Annotated in this window: 14 protein-coding genes, 4 tRNA genes, 1 other RNA gene and 1 pseudogene; 9 read left to right on the plus strand and 11 right to left on the minus strand. The window is 72.1% G+C overall.

Translation table 11 applies throughout. The annotated features are described in order from the left end of the window. Window positions 1-9: 9 nt before the first annotated feature. Window positions 10-278: pseudogene (locus tag KUM03_RS14975) on the plus strand (LysR family transcriptional regulator); the annotation flags it as partial. Between the two features lie 111 nt (window positions 279-389). Here the strand turns inward: KUM03_RS14975 and KUM03_RS14980 are convergent. Beyond that, window positions 390-815 carry a PIN domain-containing protein gene (locus tag KUM03_RS14980; protein WP_217248680.1) on the minus strand — a complete coding sequence of 142 codons (426 nt, stop codon included), beginning with the start codon at window positions 813-815 and terminating at the stop codon, window positions 390-392. Then, window positions 812-1090: a ribbon-helix-helix domain-containing protein gene (locus KUM03_RS14985; RefSeq protein ID WP_217248682.1), complete on the minus strand. Its 279-nt coding sequence runs from the start codon at window positions 1088-1090 to the stop codon at window positions 812-814. The genes KUM03_RS14980 and KUM03_RS14985 overlap by 4 nt, the downstream gene beginning before the upstream one ends. Window positions 1091-1324: 234 nt before the next feature. Between KUM03_RS14985 and KUM03_RS38310 the strand changes: the two genes are divergently transcribed. Then, window positions 1325-2044, plus strand: coding sequence for a hypothetical protein (locus KUM03_RS38310; protein ID WP_254399361.1), 720 nt, complete (start codon window positions 1325-1327; stop codon window positions 2042-2044). Then, window positions 2041-2301, plus strand: a complete 261-nt coding sequence (locus KUM03_RS14995) for a DNA-binding protein (RefSeq protein ID WP_217248684.1) — start codon at window positions 2041-2043, stop codon at window positions 2299-2301. The genes KUM03_RS38310 and KUM03_RS14995 overlap by 4 nt, the downstream gene beginning before the upstream one ends. 349 nt (window positions 2302-2650) lie before the next feature. On the opposite strand, the gene KUM03_RS15000 is transcribed toward KUM03_RS14995, so the two are convergent. Next, window positions 2651-2738, minus strand: a tRNA-Ser gene (locus KUM03_RS15000). Window positions 2739-2812: 74 nt separating this feature from the next. On the opposite strand from KUM03_RS15000, the gene ffs reads away from it, so the two are divergent. The 6 genes from ffs (at window position 2813) to KUM03_RS15030 (ending at window position 11421) form a co-directional block, all read left to right on the plus strand. Further along, an RNA gene (gene ffs, locus KUM03_RS15005) (signal recognition particle sRNA small type) lies at window positions 2813-2907 on the plus strand. A gap of 48 nt (window positions 2908-2955) precedes the next feature. Continuing rightward, on the plus strand, window positions 2956-5265 hold the full coding sequence (locus KUM03_RS15010) for a DNA polymerase III subunit gamma and tau (RefSeq protein ID WP_217248692.1): 2310 nt from the start codon (window positions 2956-2958) through the stop codon (window positions 5263-5265). A 120-nt stretch (window positions 5266-5385) separates the two neighbouring features. Then, window positions 5386-6636, plus strand: a complete 1251-nt coding sequence (gene purD, locus KUM03_RS15015) for a phosphoribosylamine--glycine ligase (RefSeq protein ID WP_217248701.1) — start codon at window positions 5386-5388, stop codon at window positions 6634-6636. Between the two features lie 296 nt (window positions 6637-6932). Continuing rightward, the gene (locus tag KUM03_RS15020; RefSeq protein WP_217248703.1) at window positions 6933-8753 is read left to right on the plus strand and encodes a hypothetical protein; all 1821 of its coding nucleotides are present in this window, start codon (window positions 6933-6935) and stop codon (window positions 8751-8753) included. Between the two features lie 168 nt (window positions 8754-8921). Continuing rightward, the gene (locus KUM03_RS15025) at window positions 8922-10433 is read left to right on the plus strand and encodes a N,N-dimethylformamidase beta subunit family domain-containing protein (RefSeq protein ID WP_217248705.1); all 1512 of its coding nucleotides are present in this window, start codon (window positions 8922-8924) and stop codon (window positions 10431-10433) included. An 88-nt stretch (window positions 10434-10521) separates the two neighbouring features. Next, window positions 10522-11421 carry a phosphoribosylaminoimidazolesuccinocarboxamide synthase gene (locus tag KUM03_RS15030; RefSeq protein ID WP_217248707.1) on the plus strand — a complete coding sequence of 300 codons (900 nt, stop codon included), beginning with the start codon at window positions 10522-10524 and terminating at the stop codon, window positions 11419-11421. Between the two features lie 54 nt (window positions 11422-11475). On the opposite strand, the gene KUM03_RS15035 is transcribed toward KUM03_RS15030, so the two are convergent. The 8 genes from KUM03_RS15035 to KUM03_RS15070 all read right to left on the minus strand — a co-directional run bounded on the left by KUM03_RS15035 (window position 11476) and on the right by KUM03_RS15070 (window position 16134). Next, window positions 11476-11551: transfer RNA gene (locus KUM03_RS15035), tRNA-Gly, on the minus strand. 37 nt (window positions 11552-11588) lie between these two features. Beyond that, a complete protein-coding gene (locus tag KUM03_RS15040) occupies window positions 11589-12197 on the minus strand; it encodes a response regulator transcription factor (protein WP_217248849.1) in 609 nt (202 codons plus the stop codon). 2 nt (window positions 12198-12199) lie between these two features. Further along, complete coding sequence (locus KUM03_RS15045; RefSeq protein WP_217248710.1) at window positions 12200-13450, minus strand: sensor histidine kinase; 1251 nt, start codon at window positions 13448-13450, stop codon at window positions 12200-12202. Window positions 13451-13479: 29 nt separating this feature from the next. Then, on the minus strand, window positions 13480-14295 hold the full coding sequence (locus KUM03_RS15050) for an ABC transporter permease (protein WP_217248712.1): 816 nt from the start codon (window positions 14293-14295) through the stop codon (window positions 13480-13482). Continuing rightward, a complete protein-coding gene (locus KUM03_RS15055) occupies window positions 14292-15287 on the minus strand; it encodes an ABC transporter ATP-binding protein (protein ID WP_217248714.1) in 996 nt (331 codons plus the stop codon). Before KUM03_RS15055 ends, KUM03_RS15050 begins: the two co-directional genes overlap by 4 nt. A 152-nt stretch (window positions 15288-15439) precedes the next feature. Then, window positions 15440-15512: transfer RNA gene (locus KUM03_RS15060), tRNA-Gly, on the minus strand. Window positions 15513-15592: 80 nt separating this feature from the next. Further along, a tRNA-Gly gene (locus tag KUM03_RS15065) sits at window positions 15593-15664 on the minus strand. A gap of 152 nt (window positions 15665-15816) precedes the next feature. Beyond that, window positions 15817-16134, minus strand: coding sequence for an Lsr2 family protein (locus tag KUM03_RS15070; RefSeq protein ID WP_217248716.1), 318 nt, complete (start codon window positions 16132-16134; stop codon window positions 15817-15819). Between the last annotated feature and the right edge of the window lie 181 nt (window positions 16135-16315).

The raw sequence follows: 16315 nt of genomic DNA on the forward strand, positions 1-16315 counted from the left end.
CCTTCACCGATGAGTCTCCGTCAGATCGAGTACGCCCTGGCCGTGGCCGAGCAGGGCTCGGTGACGGCGGCGGCGGAATCGCTGCGCGTCGCCCAGCCGTCGGTGTCCCAGCAGATCCGGGGCCTGGAGCGGGAACTGGGCGTGGAGCTGTTCGCCCGCACGCCGACCGGGCTGGTGCCGAGGAGCTGGTGGGCGAGCTGGTGGTCTCCGCCCAGCTGGGGCTGGGCACCCGGCAGCTGCCGGGCGCGCTGGGCGCACTGGGCGCACTGCGCCGCCGTTCCTATGCCCCTGCGACTGTTCGTACTGCATTGGGAGGCCGCGGACGGCGCTGGTCAGGTGTGAAATGGGACCAGGACTGAGACCAGAACTGAGACCAGGGTGCTGCTGGGTCATACCTTCACGACAACGATGGTGTCCGGGAGGAGCTTCTCCAAGTCGTCTACGTCCGAGGTGAAGACTGTGACCTGCCCTTTCTGTTGGCGTGCGATGACAGCGAGCACGGCATCGATCGCGTACTTGTGGCCGTGCAGCTTGGCGCCGGCCAGGAGACGCCGGGCCTGGCGGGCCTCGTCTTTTCCGATATCGGCGACCTTGATCCGGGAGAGCACCCAGTCCCAACGTTGCTCGGTGGTCCTGCCGTCGTACGCCTCGACCAGCGTCATGGGAGACGTCACCACTTCGGCCTCACCCCCGGCCGCGAGGTCCAGCCAGGCGATCATCCTGCGGTCGCCGCGCACGGCCAGGGACAGGGCTTCGCAGTCGAGTACGAAGACGCGCAGTGGCCGCTGCCTGTGCTCACCGGCGCGTTTTTTCACGCGGCCTCTCCGGCATCGTGTCCTCCGGCGGCGTGCCGGCGCTCGTGCTCGGCGTCGAGATCGTCCAGTTCCGCGAGGGCTGCCGCGCGCTCGTCCTCGGTGACCGGCCCGTGTTCCGCCTGCAGCCAGTCGACCAGCTCCAGCAGCCGGTCCCGATCGCGCTTGAATCGCAGTGCTTCGGCTACATATGCCGAAAGTCCCCGCTCAGCCGCGTCAGCGCGGATCTCGTCGAGGAGATCTTCGGGGATCGTCACCGTGACTTTCTTCGTTGCCATACTAGAGACCATACTCTTGGTGTAAGTATCCATACCAGGCTCGTTGGACCAGCCAGGCCAGGATGCGAGTGGGTGATCCCGGAGCCTTCCCCGATGTCGATCGCTGGGACACACCGTTTCACTCGGTCACCCCGAGCCGTTCACTCCCGCCAGCGCATGCATCGGCTGGTGTGGATAGTCACCCTTCGACGCGGTGAGCCTCCTGCCGTTGGCGGAACCACAAGAGGAGGGGCCGTGTCCCTGCTGCCTTCGGCAGACGTCTTCAGATCGATCGAGCTAAAGGTTTCGCAGTTGTTCGGTGGGCAGTTGGTGTGTCCACATGCGCCCGGGGAGAGGTGTTCGGTGGGTGAACACCTCACGCTCTCGGAGGCGAAGGATGCTGCGGCGCGAGATGCCACCGACGTTGCGCTTCGGGACGCGTTGTGGCGATGTGTAGGCCGCAATGCCCGTAGTGACGTGCCGAGCCTGGCTCAGCGTAGTCAGTTGCTCGCCCTGTATTTCGTCATCCCCTACCTACGGAAGTCGGCCGGGAGGGTGTCGAGGAGGCTCTGCGTCGACGTCGCCGAGGTGAGATCGGCCATGGTGTTCGGTGCGCTGTACGGTCTGGCGCTGGCCCTTGAAGGCGACGATGTCCGTGACGAGGTTGTTCGATCCGCCAACGCGGCCGGCTGGGCAGTGGATCGCGCTGATCCGGCCGAGCGCACGATGGATCCGCACAGCCTTGTCGATCGAACGAGCCGATGCGACGAGGGCTACTCGCCCATCCGCAACGAGTCGGACATCCAGGCGGTCGACGAGGCGGACCCCTTGTTGTGGGAGCGCATCAGCAGTGAACGCATGGGCGCTACCTTGCACCGCCTCGGGCTATTGGGCGAGTTCCTCGCCTTGAGTTCAGAGCAGGAGCCCGAGGGCGAGTCCGGTGAACTCGGCGGACCGCAGAGGGAAGCCGAATGAGCCCAGGTGCAAGGCGACTGTCGCAATGGCTGGCCGAGCCAATGCCCCTGCGCAAGGTGGCAGATCTCCTCGGGGTCGATCCGTCGAAGGCATCCGGGTTGGTGAGGGCGAACCGCTTTCCATGTCGTGTCACGAAACTGAAGGGAAGATACGTGGCCCTTCCCGCCGATGTGATGGTGGCTCTGGGGATCGACGATTCGATCGTGCGGACGGGCGACCTGCTGGCCGGTGCTGAGTTCGCGAGGCGATGGGACTGAGGAACGGTCGCCGGAGGCTGAGTGCAACGTCAGAGGGTCGGGCCGCGCAAACGGCTCGACCCTCTGGGGTGCCGAGCGACATGGAAGGCGCTGGTACGGCGGACTTGGATCCAGCGTGCAAGTCGGCGAACGAGCGCTTGGACCTCGTGAGGGGTTGCCCCCAACGTGCTGTCAACTGTCCGCGCGGTCGTACGGCGGCGTTCATAGGGGGTCGCGGTGCAGGTCACACGGGCGGGGCGCGTGCGGCGGTGAACGGTGGCGGCCGCCGGTGCGCTGGACAAAGACCACGACAACGTCGAAGGGCCCCCTGTTTCCAGGGGGCCCTTCGACTTCGTGCCCGGTGAGGCACTGGCGGAGGATACGAGATTCGAACTCGTGAGGGGTTGCCCCCAACACGCTTTCCAAGCGTGCGCCCTAGGCCTCTAGGCGAATCCTCCGCAGAGAACATTACATGACGTCGGAGAGTGCTCGCGAACTCGTTCTCGGGGCCCAGGATCGGGTAACGTGTGGCTCAGCCCCTCACGCGGCACTATCTGACTGAACTCCCCCAGGGCCGGAAGGCAGCAAGGGTAGGTCGGCTCTGGCGGGTGCGTGGGGGGCGCCTGCGTTCCCGGGGCGGTCCGGTTGTCAGTGGGCGCCTATAACCTCGTATGCGTGTCGTCTCTCGCGCTCTACCGCCGTTACCGCCCGGAGTCCTTCGCCGAGGTCATCGGTCAGGGGCATGTCACCGACCCGCTGCAGCAGGCGCTGCGGAACAACCGGGTCAATCACGCGTACCTGTTCAGCGGTCCGCGCGGCTGCGGCAAGACGACCAGCGCCCGCATCCTGGCGCGCTGTCTGAACTGCGAGCAGGGCCCCACGCCGACCCCGTGCGGCGAGTGCCAGTCCTGCCGCGACCTGGCCAGGAACGGGCCGGGTTCCATCGACGTCATCGAGATCGACGCCGCCTCCCACGGTGGCGTGGACGATGCCCGTGACCTGCGAGAGAAGGCGTTCTTCGGGCCCGCCTCCAGCCGGTACAAGATCTACATCATCGACGAGGCCCACATGGTCTCGCCGCAGGGCTTCAACGCGCTGCTGAAGGTCGTCGAGGAGCCTCCGGAGCACCTCAAGTTCATCTTCGCGACCACCGAGCCCGAGAAGGTCATCGGCACCATCCGGTCGCGGACCCACCACTACCCCTTCCGTCTCGTGCCGCCCGGCACCCTGCGCGACTACCTCGGCGAGGTCTGCGGCAAGGAGGAGATCCCGGTCGAGGACGGCGCGCTGCCCCTGGTGGTGCGGGCCGGCGCGGGGTCGGTCCGTGACTCCATGTCCGTCATGGACCAGTTGCTCGCGGGCGCCGGTGCCGACGGTGTGACGTATGACATGACGACCGCCCTGCTCGGCTACACGGACGGCTCGCTGCTCGACTCCGTCGTCGAGGCGTTCGTCACAGGGGACGGCTCGGCCGCCTTCGAGGTCGTCGACCGGGTGATCGAGAGCGGCAACGACCCGCGGCGCTTCGTCACCGACCTGCTGGAGCGCCTGCGTGACCTGGTGATCCTCGCCGCCGTGCCCGACGCCGCGGAGAAGGGGCTCATCGACGCCCCCGCCGACGTCGTGGAGCGGATGCAGGCCCAGGCGGGTTCCTTCGGCGCCGCCGAACTGAGCCGCGCCGCCGACATCGTCAACGAGGGGCTCACCGAGATGCGGGGCGCCCACTCGCCGCGCCTCCAGCTGGAGCTGATCTGCGCGCGCGTGCTGCTGCCCGCCGCGTACGGCGACGAGCGTTCGGTGATGGCGCGGCTGGACCGCATCGAGCGTGGCGTGCAGTTCTCGGCGGGTGCGGGCGCGCCCGCCATGGGATACGTACCCGGGCCCGAGGCGCACGCCGGTGCCGCGGCCCCCTCCGCTTCCCCTCCTTCCGCTCCCGCTCCTTCCGCTCCCGCCGCTCCGGTTCCGCCGGGCGGTGGGCCCGCCGCCGCGCGGGCGGCGGTGCGTGGGCCGGCGGCGGCCGGCCAGGACGGTCCTGCCCCGGAGCCGGCTGCCGGTGCCGGTGGCGGTCACTCCCTCGGGGGCGGCGGCGGCTCGCCCCAGGCCGCTCCCGCCCCTGCCTCTTCTCCCGCGCCCGCTCCCGAGCCCGACGCCGCCCCGCCCGCCTCGTCGCCCACGCCCGGTGCGTGGCCGACCGCGGCGCCCGCGGGTGGCGGACGGCGGCCCGGAGGGTGGCCCACCGCGGCACCCGCGGGCGGCGGCCAGCCCCGTACCCCGGCCGCTCCCGGCCCCGCCGCGCCTCCGGCCGCCGCTCCGGCACCCGCGCCGGCCGCAGCCGCACCCGCCGCCCCGCCGCCGGGCTCCGGAGCGGACCCCCGCCAGCTCTGGCCCAACATCCTGGAGGCGGTGAAGAACCGCCGCCGGTTCACCTGGATCCTGCTCAGTCAGAACGCCCAGGTGACCGGCTTCGACGGCACCACCCTCCAGGTCGGCTTCGTCAACGCCGGTGCCCGCGACAACTTCCTGAGCAGCGGCAGCGAGGACGTGTTGCGGCAGGCCCTGGTCGAGCAGTTCAACGTGCAGTGGAAGATCGAGGCGGTCGTCGATCCGTCGGGCGGCTCGGCACCTGCGGCCCCGGCCGGACCCGCCGGTGGATACGGCGGTCCCGGCGGCTTCGGGAACACCGGCGGCGGAGGTGGTGGCGGCTTCGGTGGCGGTGCGCCCGCGCCGCGCCCGTCGGAGCCCTCGCCCGCCGCCCGGCCGCCGGCCTCCGCGCCGTCCGCGCCGGCCCCCTCGTCCACCCCGCCCGCCGCACCCGCGGCCGCTCCCGCGCCCAGACCCCCGGCGCCCGAGCCGCGTTCGGTCTCCCCCGAGGACGACATCCCCGAGGACGACGACCCCGACCTGGACGAGTCGGCCCTCTCCGGCAAGGAGCTGCTGGTACGGGAGCTGGGGGCGACCGTGGTCGAGGAGATCGCGAACGAGTGAACAAGTGGGCGAGTAACGAGCAGGGGCGAGCCGCGCTGGAGGAAAGCACAACCATCCGCGTCCCGCCCCTTCGGAAGCCCGCACAAAGCGCACCGGCCCGTTCCCATTAGGCTGACCCCCGTGAAGGTCCTTGTCATCGGCGGCGGCGCCCGCGAACACGCCCTGTGCCGTTCCCTGTCCCTCGACCCCGACGTGACCGCGCTGCACTGCGCACCCGGCAACGCCGGTATCGCCGAGGTCGCCGAGCTGCACCAGGTCGACGCACTCGACGGTGCGGCCGTCACCGCGCTCGCCACCCGGCTCGGTGCCGAACTGGTCGTCGTCGGGCCCGAGGCGCCCCTCGTCGCCGGGGTCGCCGACGCCGTGCGCGAGGCGGGCATCCCGGTCTTCGGCCCCTCCGGCCAGGCCGCGCGGCTGGAGGGCTCGAAGGCCTTCGCCAAGGACGTCATGGCCGCCGCCGGCGTGCCCACGGCCCGCTCGTACGTCTGCACGAACGCGGACGAGGTCGACGCGGCCCTGGACTCCTTCGGCGCGCCCTACGTCGTCAAGGACGACGGGCTCGCCGCCGGAAAGGGCGTCGTCGTCACCGGCGACGCCGAGGCGGCCCGCGCGCACGCGGCGGCCTGCGACCGCGTCGTCATCGAGGAGTACCTGGACGGCCCCGAGGTCTCCCTCTTCGCCATCACCGACGGCGAGAACGTCCGCCCGCTCCAGCCCGCCCAGGACTTCAAGCGCGCCCTCGACGGCGACGAGGGCCCCAACACCGGCGGCATGGGCGCGTACTCGCCGCTGCCGTGGGCCGACCCCAAGCTGGTCGACGAGGTCGTGGAGAGTGTCCTCCAGCCGACCGTCGACGAGATGCGCCGCCGCGGCACCCCGTTCTCCGGACTCCTGTACGCCGGTCTGGCGATCACCTCGCGCGGCGTCCGCGTGATCGAGTTCAACGCCCGTTTCGGCGACCCCGAGACCCAGGTCGTGCTGGCCCGGCTGCGGACCCCGCTCGCCGGTCTGCTGATGGCCGCCGCCACCGGCAACCTCGCCGACCTGGAGCCGCTGCGCTGGAGCGACGACGCGGCCGTCACCGTGGTCGTCGCCTCCCACAACTACCCCGGCACCCCGCGCACCGGCGACCCGATCACCGGCCTCGACGAGATCGCCGCCCAGGACGCCCCGCAGGCCTACGTCCTGCACGCCGGCACCCGGCGCGAGGGCGACGCGGTCGTCAGCGCCGGCGGCCGCGTCCTGTCCGTCACCGCCACCGGAGCCGACCTCACCGAGGCCCGCGACCGCGCGTACCGGGCCGTCGCCCGCATCGGCCTCGACGGCTCCCAGCACCGCACGGACATCGCGGCGAAGGCGGCGGGCGCGTAACCCGACGCCCAGCAACCCGAACCCGACAGGCCCCGGCTCCGTCTCAGGAGCCGGGGCCTGATCCTTGCCGTCCGTCACCCACCTTTCCCCAAAGCCATTCCATCGAGTGACCGATGGGCTATACGGCTGACGGGTGCACGACCCCCAACTAGGGTGCCGCGCAAGCGTCCGGCACTTGGCCCACCGGCATTGCGATGTCAGTGGCGGGTGCCACAGTGGGGTGAGTGAGCAAGAGCGGGAGAGCAGCAGGACAGCCCTGGACGGACAGGACAGCGAGGAGGGGGTGAGGTCCGGTCGTGACCGGTATCGGTGGTGGAGTGGAGCTGGGCGCGCAGGCCGCGCGTTCCCGGGCGCTGGCCGTGTTGCGCATCCGGAGCAGGGCAGTCGCCGTCGCCCTGTTGCCCGCTGCCGCCGCCGTGATCCTGCTGGCGGGCGGCTCGACCGGGCATCTGGTGGGCGGGGGCTGGGACGCCGTCCGCTGGGCCGTGTCCGTGCTCGCGCTCCTCGTCCTGGCGGCCGCCGCCGCGGTCGCCCTGGTCGTCACCCGCTCCCGGCCCGCCGCCACGCCGACGGTCGCGGTCGCCGAGGAGTCGGCCCCCGACCTCTACCGGATGGTCCGCGACCTGGCCGACCGGCTCGACGTTCCCGCTCCCTCCGCGATAGCCCTCACTCCGGACTGCGACAGCTGGCTGGAGGACCGCAACCACCCGGCCCACGGCCCGCCGTCCGCCCAGGAGCACGACGACGTGTCCGGACCGGGCGGACCCGCCCGTCGCCGGAGTGCCGCCGCGCCCGTCCTCGTCATCGGCTCGCCCTTCCTGTGGTGGATGCGGGTGGGGGAGCTGCGCGCAGTCCTCGCCCCGGTCGTCGCCGGTACGGGGCCCTCGGCCCACCCCGACATAGCCGCGGCCCGCCGTTTCATACGGGGCCTGGACGCGGCGGTGGCGGCGGCGTCGGACGTCGGGCGGGGGCCGTTGTCCCGTGCGGTGGGCGCGGGCCTCGGCTGGGTGTCCCGGCTCCTGCTGCGCAGCTGCCGTGTGCACGCGGCCGAGATGGAGCGCGGGGTCGCCGCGGCAGCCGCGGAGCGTGCACAGGCTGTGGACTACGGTCTGCGGATCGTCGCGCAGGAGCAGGTCGGGCTCGCCTACGCGGGCTGGGACCGGCTGCTGACCCGGGTGGCGCTGCCCGCCTGGCGGATGGGCCGCTGGCCCTCCCGGCTGGACGTGGGCGTCGTCGCCGCGCTCACGGAGCTGTCCCGCCGCGACCGGCTGGCCGAGGGGTTCGCCTCCCGCCTGGGCGAGCGTCCCGCCTGCGACCTGCTGGAGGAGCCCGGGGCGATGGACGCCGCGGTCTCGCTCCTGGCCGCGCGCCTCTTCCACGGGGGACCCGCCGAGACCGGCCCGGACTGGGCGCCGGTCGGGTGGGAGGAGTATCCCGATGAGGTCGTCGACCGGACCTGGCGCACGGACGCGGCCCGCCTCCACCGCGTCCTCGACGCACTGGGTGTCCGCCGCGCCGCCGAGGGGGCCGCACCGGGCACGGACGGTCCGACCCTGTCCCGCGTCCTGGACCACCTCACGACCACGCCCCCGGACGGCCCCGCACCCGCGGATGACCCGGCGGCCGAGTCCGACACCGACACCGGCATCGCCCTCCCCCCCGACGACGATGACGACCTCGCCGGCACCACCTCCCGCGGTGCCGCCCTCGCCGCCGGGCTCAGTGCCGAGCTGGCCCGCGAGGAAGCACAGGCACAGCCCACCGGCGCCCCGGCCCCGGCCGCTCCCTCCGGGGCGGACGCCGGACCTGTCGCCCCGGACACCGCCCTCTGGGACGACCGCGCGCTGCCCCTCCTCCCCCTGCAGCCCCCGCGCACCGGTCGCGAGATCCTCACCGCCCACATCACGGCGATGGTGTGCTGCGCGGCGATGGACACCGCCGGCGCGGCCCCCGGCCTGGACTGGCTCGACGGACCGTCCCTCCTGGTCGACGGCGCCCGCGCCGCCGATCTGGCCTCCCACGTCCGCAGCCTCGTGGAGACCGGCGATCCGGACCCGCTGCGCGCCTGGCTGGCCGATCTCGGCGTACGCCCCGAGAAGCCGGTACGCCTCGTCTGACCCCGCCCAGCCTCACTCAAAGCGGACCTCCGAATTCCACTTTCGGCCACTTCGCGACGAACAGTGACAGCGCGCGCGCGAAATGTGATGTGCTGGGACCGATCGCGCACATGGCAAAGGCGTTCGTCATACGCACGACCACGGGGGCACGAGGGAGGGGACTGTCCCATGGGGCCCGAGCAGATCCGCCGCTGGGAGTCCGGCGCACTCGCGCACGCCGTCACGGACCCCTTCGGACAGGGGCCCGTCCCCTGGCTGCGCGGTGGCGAGACGTACTTCGGCGACACCGGCCAGGTCATCCCCTGGTACGCCGACCCGGACGCCGCACCGGACCCGGACGGCACAACGGGCTCGCCCGGCACCAGGTCCCGCGAGCGGCGCACCGACGGCGGCGGCCCGCGCGCCGCCGACGACGTCCGCCGCCAGATCAAGGGCTTCACCGCCACCGGAGCCGCCGCCCCCGGCGAGGCCATCGACTTCCACATCACCGTCGACCCGCCGCAGGAGTTCAGCGTCGACGTCTACCGCATCGGCCACTACGGCGGTGACGGCGCCGCCAAGATCACCACCAGCCCCCGCCTGTCCGGCATCGTCCAGCCCCCGCCGCTCACCGCCGACCGCACGGTCTCATGCCACCACTGGTGGCTGTCCTGGCGGCTGCAGATCCCGTCGTACTGGAACATCGGCGCGTACGTCGCCGTCCTGACCACCGCCGACGGCCACCGTTCCCACGTGCCCTTCACGGTCCGCGACAGCCACCCCGCCGACCTGCTCCTCCTCCTGCCGGACGTCACCTGGCAGGCGTACAACCTGTACCCGGAGGACGGCCGCACCGGCGCCAGCCTGTACCACGCCTGGGACGAGGAGGGCCGCCTGCTGGGCGAGGCGGACGCCGCGACGACCGTCTCCTTCGACCGCCCGTACGCGGGCGCCGGGCTTCCCCTGCACGTCGGCCACGCCTACGACTTCATCCGCTTCGCCGAGCGCTACGGCTACGACCTCGCCTACGCCGACGCCCGCGACCTGCACTCCGGCCGCATCGACCCCACCCGTTACCGGGGCCTGGTCTTCCCTGGCCACGACGAGTACTGGTCCGTCCCGATGCGCCGCACCACGGAACTCGCCCGCGAGCACGGCACCTCCCTGGTCTTCCTCTCCGCCAACACCATGTACTGGCAGGTGGAGCTCGGCCCGTCCCCGTCCGGCGCCCCCGACCGGCTGCTGACCTGCCGCAAGCGCAAGGGGCCGGGCAAGCCGGTGCTGTGGCGGGAGGTCGACCGCCCCGAGCAGCAGCTCCTCGGCATCCAGTACGCCGGCCGCGTCCCCGAACCGCACCCGATGATCGTCCGCAACGCCGGCCACTGGCTGTGGGAGGCCACCGGGGCCCACGAGGGCGACGAGATCGAGGACATGGTCGCCGGCGAGGCCGACCGCTACTTCCCGCGCGCCCCGCTCCCCGCGCACGACGAGCGGGTCCTGCTGGCGCACAGCCCCTACACCGACGCGGACGGCGCCCGCCGCCACCAGGAGACGTCGCTGTACCGGGCGCCGTCGGGCGCCTGGGTCTTCGCGTCCGGGACGTTCGCCTGGTCCCCGGCCCTGGACCGCCCGGGCCACGTCGACCCGCGCGTCCAGCGGGCCACCGCCAACCTCCTGGACCGCATCTGCAAACGGGACTGACCCGGGCGCACCCCCACCGCCCCGCCGTCCCCCCTCCCCGCGACGTACGGGACAATCGACGTATTGGACAGAACCACGGGGAGGAACCGTGTCCGGATTCGTCGAAAAGCCCGAGCCGCTCCAGGTTCCGGGTCTGGTGCATCTGCACACCGGCAAGGTGCGCGAGCTGTACCAGAACGAGGCGGGCGATCTCGTGATGGTCGCCAGCGACCGCATCTCCGCCTACGACTGGGTGCTGCCGACCGAGATCCCCGACAAGGGCCGGGTCCTCACCCAGCTCTCCCTGTGGTGGTTCGAGCAGCTCGCCGACCTGGTCCCGAACCACGTCCTGAGCACCGAGCTGCCCTCGGGCGCCCCCGCCGACTGGGAGGGCCGCGCCCTGGTCTGCAAGTCGCTGCGGATGGTCCCCGTGGAGTGCGTGGCCCGCGGCTACCTCACCGGCTCCGGGCTGGCCGAGTACAACGAGACCCGTACCGTCTGCGGCCTCGCCCTCCCCGAGGGCCTCGTCGACGGCTCGGAGCTGCCCGCCCCGATCTTCACCCCGGCCACCAAGGCCGACGTCGGCGAGCACGACGAGAACGTCTCCTACGAGGAGGTCGCCCGCCAGGTCGGCGCGGACACCGCGGCCCGCCTGCGCCAGGCCACCCTCGCCGTCTACTCCCGCGCCCGGGACATCGCCCGCGAACGCGGCATCGTGCTGGCCGACACCAAGTTCGAGTTCGGCTTCGTCGGCGACGACCTGATCCTCGCCGACGAGGTGCTCACCCCGGACTCCTCCCGCTTCTGGCCGGCCGACCAGTGGCAGCCGGGCCGCGCGCAGCCGTCGTACGACAAGCAGTTCGTCCGGGACTGGCTGACCTCGGCGGAGTCCGGCTGGGACCGCAAGAGCGAGCAGCCCCCGCCGCCGCTGCCCCGGCAGGTCGTGGACGCCACCCGCGCCAAGTACGTGGAGGCCTACGAGCGCCTGACCGGCCTCAGCTGGTCGTAGGACGGAGGCGCAGGCACGAAGAAGCCCCCGGCCGGGACCGGGGGCTTCCTCATGTGGAGCGAACGACGAGGTTCGAACTCGCGACCTCAACCTTGGCAAGGTTGCGCTCTACCAACTGAGCTACGTTCGCACTCCGCGCCGTGGATTTCTCCGTGGCGCGACAGCCACTATACCCAACCCCGCTCCCTCGCGAGCCGCACCGCCGCGTGCCGGTTCTCCGCGCCGAGCTTGCTCGCGGCCGACGACAGGTAGTTCCGCACGGTCCCCTCGGCGAGCGCGGCCCGCTCGGCGATCTCCGCGACGGGCGCCCCGTCGGCGGCGTGCTCCAGCACCTCGGCCTCCCGCGCGGTCAGCGGCGAGTCCCCGGCGGAGATCGCGTCGGCGGCCAACTCGGGGTCGACGTAACGGTTTCCGGCGTGCACGGTGCGGATCAGCTCGGCGAGCCGCTGGGCGCTGACCGTCTTGGGCACGAAGCCGCGCACTCCCGCCGCGAGCGCCCGCTTCAGATGGCCGGGCCGCCCGTGGCTGGTCACGATCAGCACGCGGCAGGCGGGCAGCTCGGCCCGCAGCGATGTGGCGACCTTCACACCGTCCGCGCCGGGCATCTGGAGATCCAGCACGGCGACGTCCGGTTCGTGGGCCCGCGCCATCGCCAGCGCCTCCGGCCCGGTGGCCGCCTCGGCGACCACGGTGAGGTCCTCCTCCAGGGAGAGCAGGGCGGCCAGCGCCCCGCGGATGAGGTGCTCGTCGTCGGCGAGCAGCACCCGTACGGGCATCGTCACGACGCGGCCTCCAGCACGCCCGCCCCGGCGGACGCGGGCAGCGGGACCTCGGCCCTGAGCCGGAACACGCCCTTGCCCGCGCTCCCGGCCTCCAGCGTGCCGTCCACGGCGGCCAGCCGCTCCCGCAGTCCCGCGAGCCCGGAGCCGCCCGGCCGTGCGGCGGCGCCGTCCTCGGCCGCCTCCGCCACGCCGTCGTTCTCCACCGTCAGCACCACACGTCCCTCCGAAACTCGTACCGCCACGGCACACTTCTGCGCGTTTCCGTGCCGCAGCACGTTGGTCGTCGCCTCCCGCACCACCCAGCCGAGCGCCGACTGCACCTCGGCGGGCAGCCCGTCCGTCCCACCGGTGACCTCCGAGTCGATGCCGGCCGCCGAGAGCACGCCCCGGGCACCGGCGAGCTCGACCTCCAGGGCGGCCTCCCGGTAGCCGCGCACGACGTCCCGGACCTCCCGCTGCGACTCCTGGGCGATGCGCTGCACCTCGATCATCTGCTCCACCGCCTCGGGCCGGCCGCGCCGGGACAGCTGGACGGCCAGTTCGCTCTTGAGGGCGATCACCGCCAGGTTCCGTCCCATCACGTCGTGCAGGTCCCGGCCGAACCGCAGCCGTTCCTCGGCGACGGCGAGCCGGGTGCGGGTCTCGCGGGCCTCGTCGAGCTGGTACACCGCGTTGAGCAGCCACACGGAGAACACGCAGGTGAAGGAGATGAAACCGCCGCCCACGAGCACCACGCCCGCGGTGAACAGCGCGGCGGGGCCCGGGACGCCCAGCACCAGCGACAAGGCTCCGGCCGCGACCGCGATACCGAGGACGAGCGCGGCCGTGTGCCGGTGGCTGCGTACCCCGAGGGCGAGCACACCGGACCCGATGGTCACGACACACCCGAAGACGCCACCCGCCGCCGCCGCGGCGGCGTCGTTGTCCGGACCGCGTTTGGCGAAGGCGAGCGCGGCAACGGCGATCACCATGGTGAGGACGGCGAGTGCCCACAGCAGTCGCACGGGTTTCGTCCGCAGGCCGAGCTCCCAGTCCAGGGTCCGGGAGGCGACCACCATGAGGACGGCGGCGTGCGCGGTGACCACCAGGAAGAGCACGGCCGCGAGCCGCGCGTCGACCTGACCGAACGCGGACAGCCCTGCGACGACCATCTCCGCGATCCCGAAGAAGTGGAACGACCATCGCGTGTACGTCTCCACCTTCTCCGGCGTGCTCTTGAGCCGCCACCATCCGCCCGGTCTGCGCATCCGTCCGCCGCTCCCGCTCGCCCCGCTGGTCAGTGCCGCGGTTCCCACCGGAACCGCCGCCGTACAGCAAACACCGCGACCACGGTCCAGGCCACCGCCGTCGCCACGGCGCCCAGCGCCTCGTAGGCCGAGAGGTCGCCGGCCCAGCCGCCGCGGACCAGGGTGACGACGGGCGTCAGCGGCAGCAGTTCGCAGACGGCGGCCACCTGGTCGGGGAAGAGGTCCAGCGGCACGAACATGCCGGAGCCGATCATCGAGACGAACGTGAACGGCAACGGCGTGACCTGCGCGCTCTCACCGGTACGGGTGAAACTCGCGGTGACGGCGGCGAGCGTGGCGCACATCACGAGGCCCAGCAGCAGGCCGAGGACGGCGAGGTGGGGCGCGGACGGCGCGGACAGGTCCAGCAGGACGGCACAGCCCACGGCGAGCAGCAGGCTCTGCACGAGTCCGCTGAGCACGGCCGGCATCGCGGAGCCGCCGAGGATCTCGACGTCCCGCAGTTCGCCGGTGCGCAGCCGCTTGAGGACGAGTTCCTCGCGCCGGACGACGAAGACGCCGACGAGGGAGGAGTAGACGGCGAACAGCAGGGAGAAGCCGACCGCGGCGGGCAGCACCAGCATGCCGGGGGTCAGCCCGGCCTCGGCGAGGTCCATCTCCTGGGACGCCGAGTACACGCTGAACGGCAGCACCAGCGGCACGAACAGGCCGGCGAAGACGGTGCCCTTGTTCCGTGCCAGCAGGGTCAGTTCGGCGCGGGCGAGCGCCGTCATCCGGCTCATCGGCGTGGTGGCCCGGCCCTTGGCGGCGCGCGCCGCGGGGGCCTGGGTGTCCGTGGCGCTCATGCCGCGTACTCCTTCTTCGTCGTGGTGTCGGCGGCCTGTGCGGAGGCGCTCCGCGCGTCCTTCGCGGAGGCCTCCTTCGCGATCCTCAAGAACGCCTCCTCCAGCGACGCCGACCGCACGTCCAGGCGGCGCAGCTCGACGCCGGTCCGTTCGGCCCACGTCAGCAGTCCGGTGGCCGCGCGCTGGAGCTCGCGGGTGCGGAGCCGGATCAGCCGGCCGTCCACCTCGTGGTCGCTCACGCCCAGTTCGCCGAGCGGCGGCAGGTCGCCCGCGAAGTAGCCGTCGGGCAGTTCGAAGGAGATCCGGGACGGCTGCGCGGCGGTCACCTCCGCCGGGGTGCCGGTGGCGGCGATCCGGCCCTCGTGCATGATCGCGAGCCGGTCGGCGAGGTTCTCGGCCTCCTCCAGGTAGTGCGTGGTCAGCAGCACCGTCGTCCCGGCGTCGCGCAGCGCGCTCACCAACTCCCAGGTGGCCCGGCGGCCTTCGGCGTCCAGTCCGGTGCTGGGCTCGTCGAGGAAGAGCACCTCGGGGTCGCCGAGCAGCGCGAGCGCCAGGTCCAGGCGGCGCCGCTGGCCCCCGGAGAGCTGCTTCACGCGGACGTTGGCCTTCGTCTCCAGTCCGACCAGGGACAGCACCTCGGCCGGCGGACGCGCCCCGCTCACGCACCCCGCCCACATCCGCGCGGTCTCCGCGACGGTCAGCTCGGACGGGAAGCCGCCCTCCTGGAGCATGACCCCGGTGCGGGGTCGTACGGCGGCCCGCTCGGTGTACGGATCGTGCCCGAGGACGCGCACCCGCCCGCCGGCCGGAGCGGCGAGGCCCTCCAGCAGCTCGACCGTCGACGTCTTGCCGGCGCCGTTGGTGCCGAGCAGTGCGAAGACCTCACCGCGGCGCACGGAGAAGTCGATCCCCCGCACGGCCTCGAACCCGCCCCCGTACACACGCCGCAGGTCGGTGACCTCAATCACGTGTTCGTGTCCGTTTGATTGCATGCCCCAAGCATCCCGGGCTCCCGGGTCTCGGAACAGTGCGGGCCGTCATCACCGGGCATGACAAATGTCAGACGGAGGCCGCCCGGGGGAGTCGTACCGGACGGGACGCATGAAAAGACCCCGGTCCACGGAGGACCGGGGTCTCATTCCCGAGCGGACGACGAGGCTCGAACTCGCGACCTCAACCTTGGCAAGGTTGCGCTCTACCAACTGAGCTACGTCCGCATTGCCCCCGACCGGCCTTCACCGATCGGTGCGAGCACCAGCCTACCTGATCCAATCGAGTGGCCGGTACGGCGATGCAGAGCGGGTGACAGGAATTGCACACTGCGCCTTCCCCCTGGAAGGGGGATGTTCTACTACTGAACTACACCCGCATGTTCCGTGAGCTGGGCCTTTCGGCCTCGCCCCTCGGCGTGCTCCAGACTTTAGCTGATCACCCGGGGTGCCGCGCAAGTCGGTTGACGCGAGGGGCGGCTGAGCGCCCGTCGGCCCCTCCTGGCCCGCGGTGGCTCACCGCGGCGGCGGCTCACCGCGCCGCGGCGAACGCCTCGTACACCCGCTTCGGGATCCGGCCCCGCGCGGGCACGTCCATCTTGTTCGCCTGCGCCCAGGCGCGAACCGCCGCCGGGTCGGGGGCGACCTCCGTCTGCCGGTACGCCTTGCCGGACCGGGACCGCTTGCGGCCGGCCGACACGTACGGCTCGAGGGCCGTGCGCAGTTTCCGGGCATTGGCTTCGTTCAGGTCGATCTCGTACATCCGGCCGTCGACTCCGAAGGCGATCGTCTCCGCTGCTTCCGAGCCGTCGATGTCGTCAAAGAGAGTGACCACGACACGCTGCGCCACGAATATCGGTCCCTTCGTGCGGCATCTCCGCGATGACGTGCCCGAACGTGCCAAGACGCCGCGATGATGCCGACTGTTCGCCTGTAATTGGGCAAAGTATCGGCTAATGACATTTCATTTGTACAGTGCCCGGCATTGCAATGGGAAGCCCGACTAAATCTCTTGGCGTGTCTGTGCGCAA

It is taken from the genome of Streptomyces sp. AC602_WCS936, assembly GCF_019049125.1.
GTDB lineage: Bacteria > Actinomycetota > Actinomycetes > Streptomycetales > Streptomycetaceae > Streptomyces.

What these genes read in the sequence shown, in the direction of transcription:
- KUM03_RS14985 (WP_217248682.1), bottom strand. Translation starts at nt 1,090, where the DNA reads ATGGCAACGAAGAAAGTCACGGTGACGATCCCCGAAGATCTCCTCGAC.
- KUM03_RS14995 (WP_217248684.1), top strand. Translation starts at nt 2,041, where the DNA reads ATGAGCCCAGGTGCAAGGCGACTGTCGCAATGGCTGGCCGAGCCAATG.
- KUM03_RS15025 (WP_217248705.1), top strand. Translation starts at nt 8,922, where the DNA reads ATGGGGCCCGAGCAGATCCGCCGCTGGGAGTCCGGCGCACTCGCGCAC.
- KUM03_RS15040 (WP_217248849.1), bottom strand. Translation starts at nt 12,197, where the DNA reads ATGCCCGTACGGGTGCTGCTCGCCGACGACGAGCACCTCATCCGCGGG.
- KUM03_RS15045 (WP_217248710.1), bottom strand. Translation starts at nt 13,450, where the DNA reads ATGCGCAGACCGGGCGGATGGTGGCGGCTCAAGAGCACGCCGGAGAAG.
- KUM03_RS15050 (WP_217248712.1), bottom strand. Translation starts at nt 14,295, where the DNA reads ATGAGCGCCACGGACACCCAGGCCCCCGCGGCGCGCGCCGCCAAGGGC.
- KUM03_RS15055 (WP_217248714.1), bottom strand. Translation starts at nt 15,287, where the DNA reads ATGCAATCAAACGGACACGAACACGTGATTGAGGTCACCGACCTGCGG.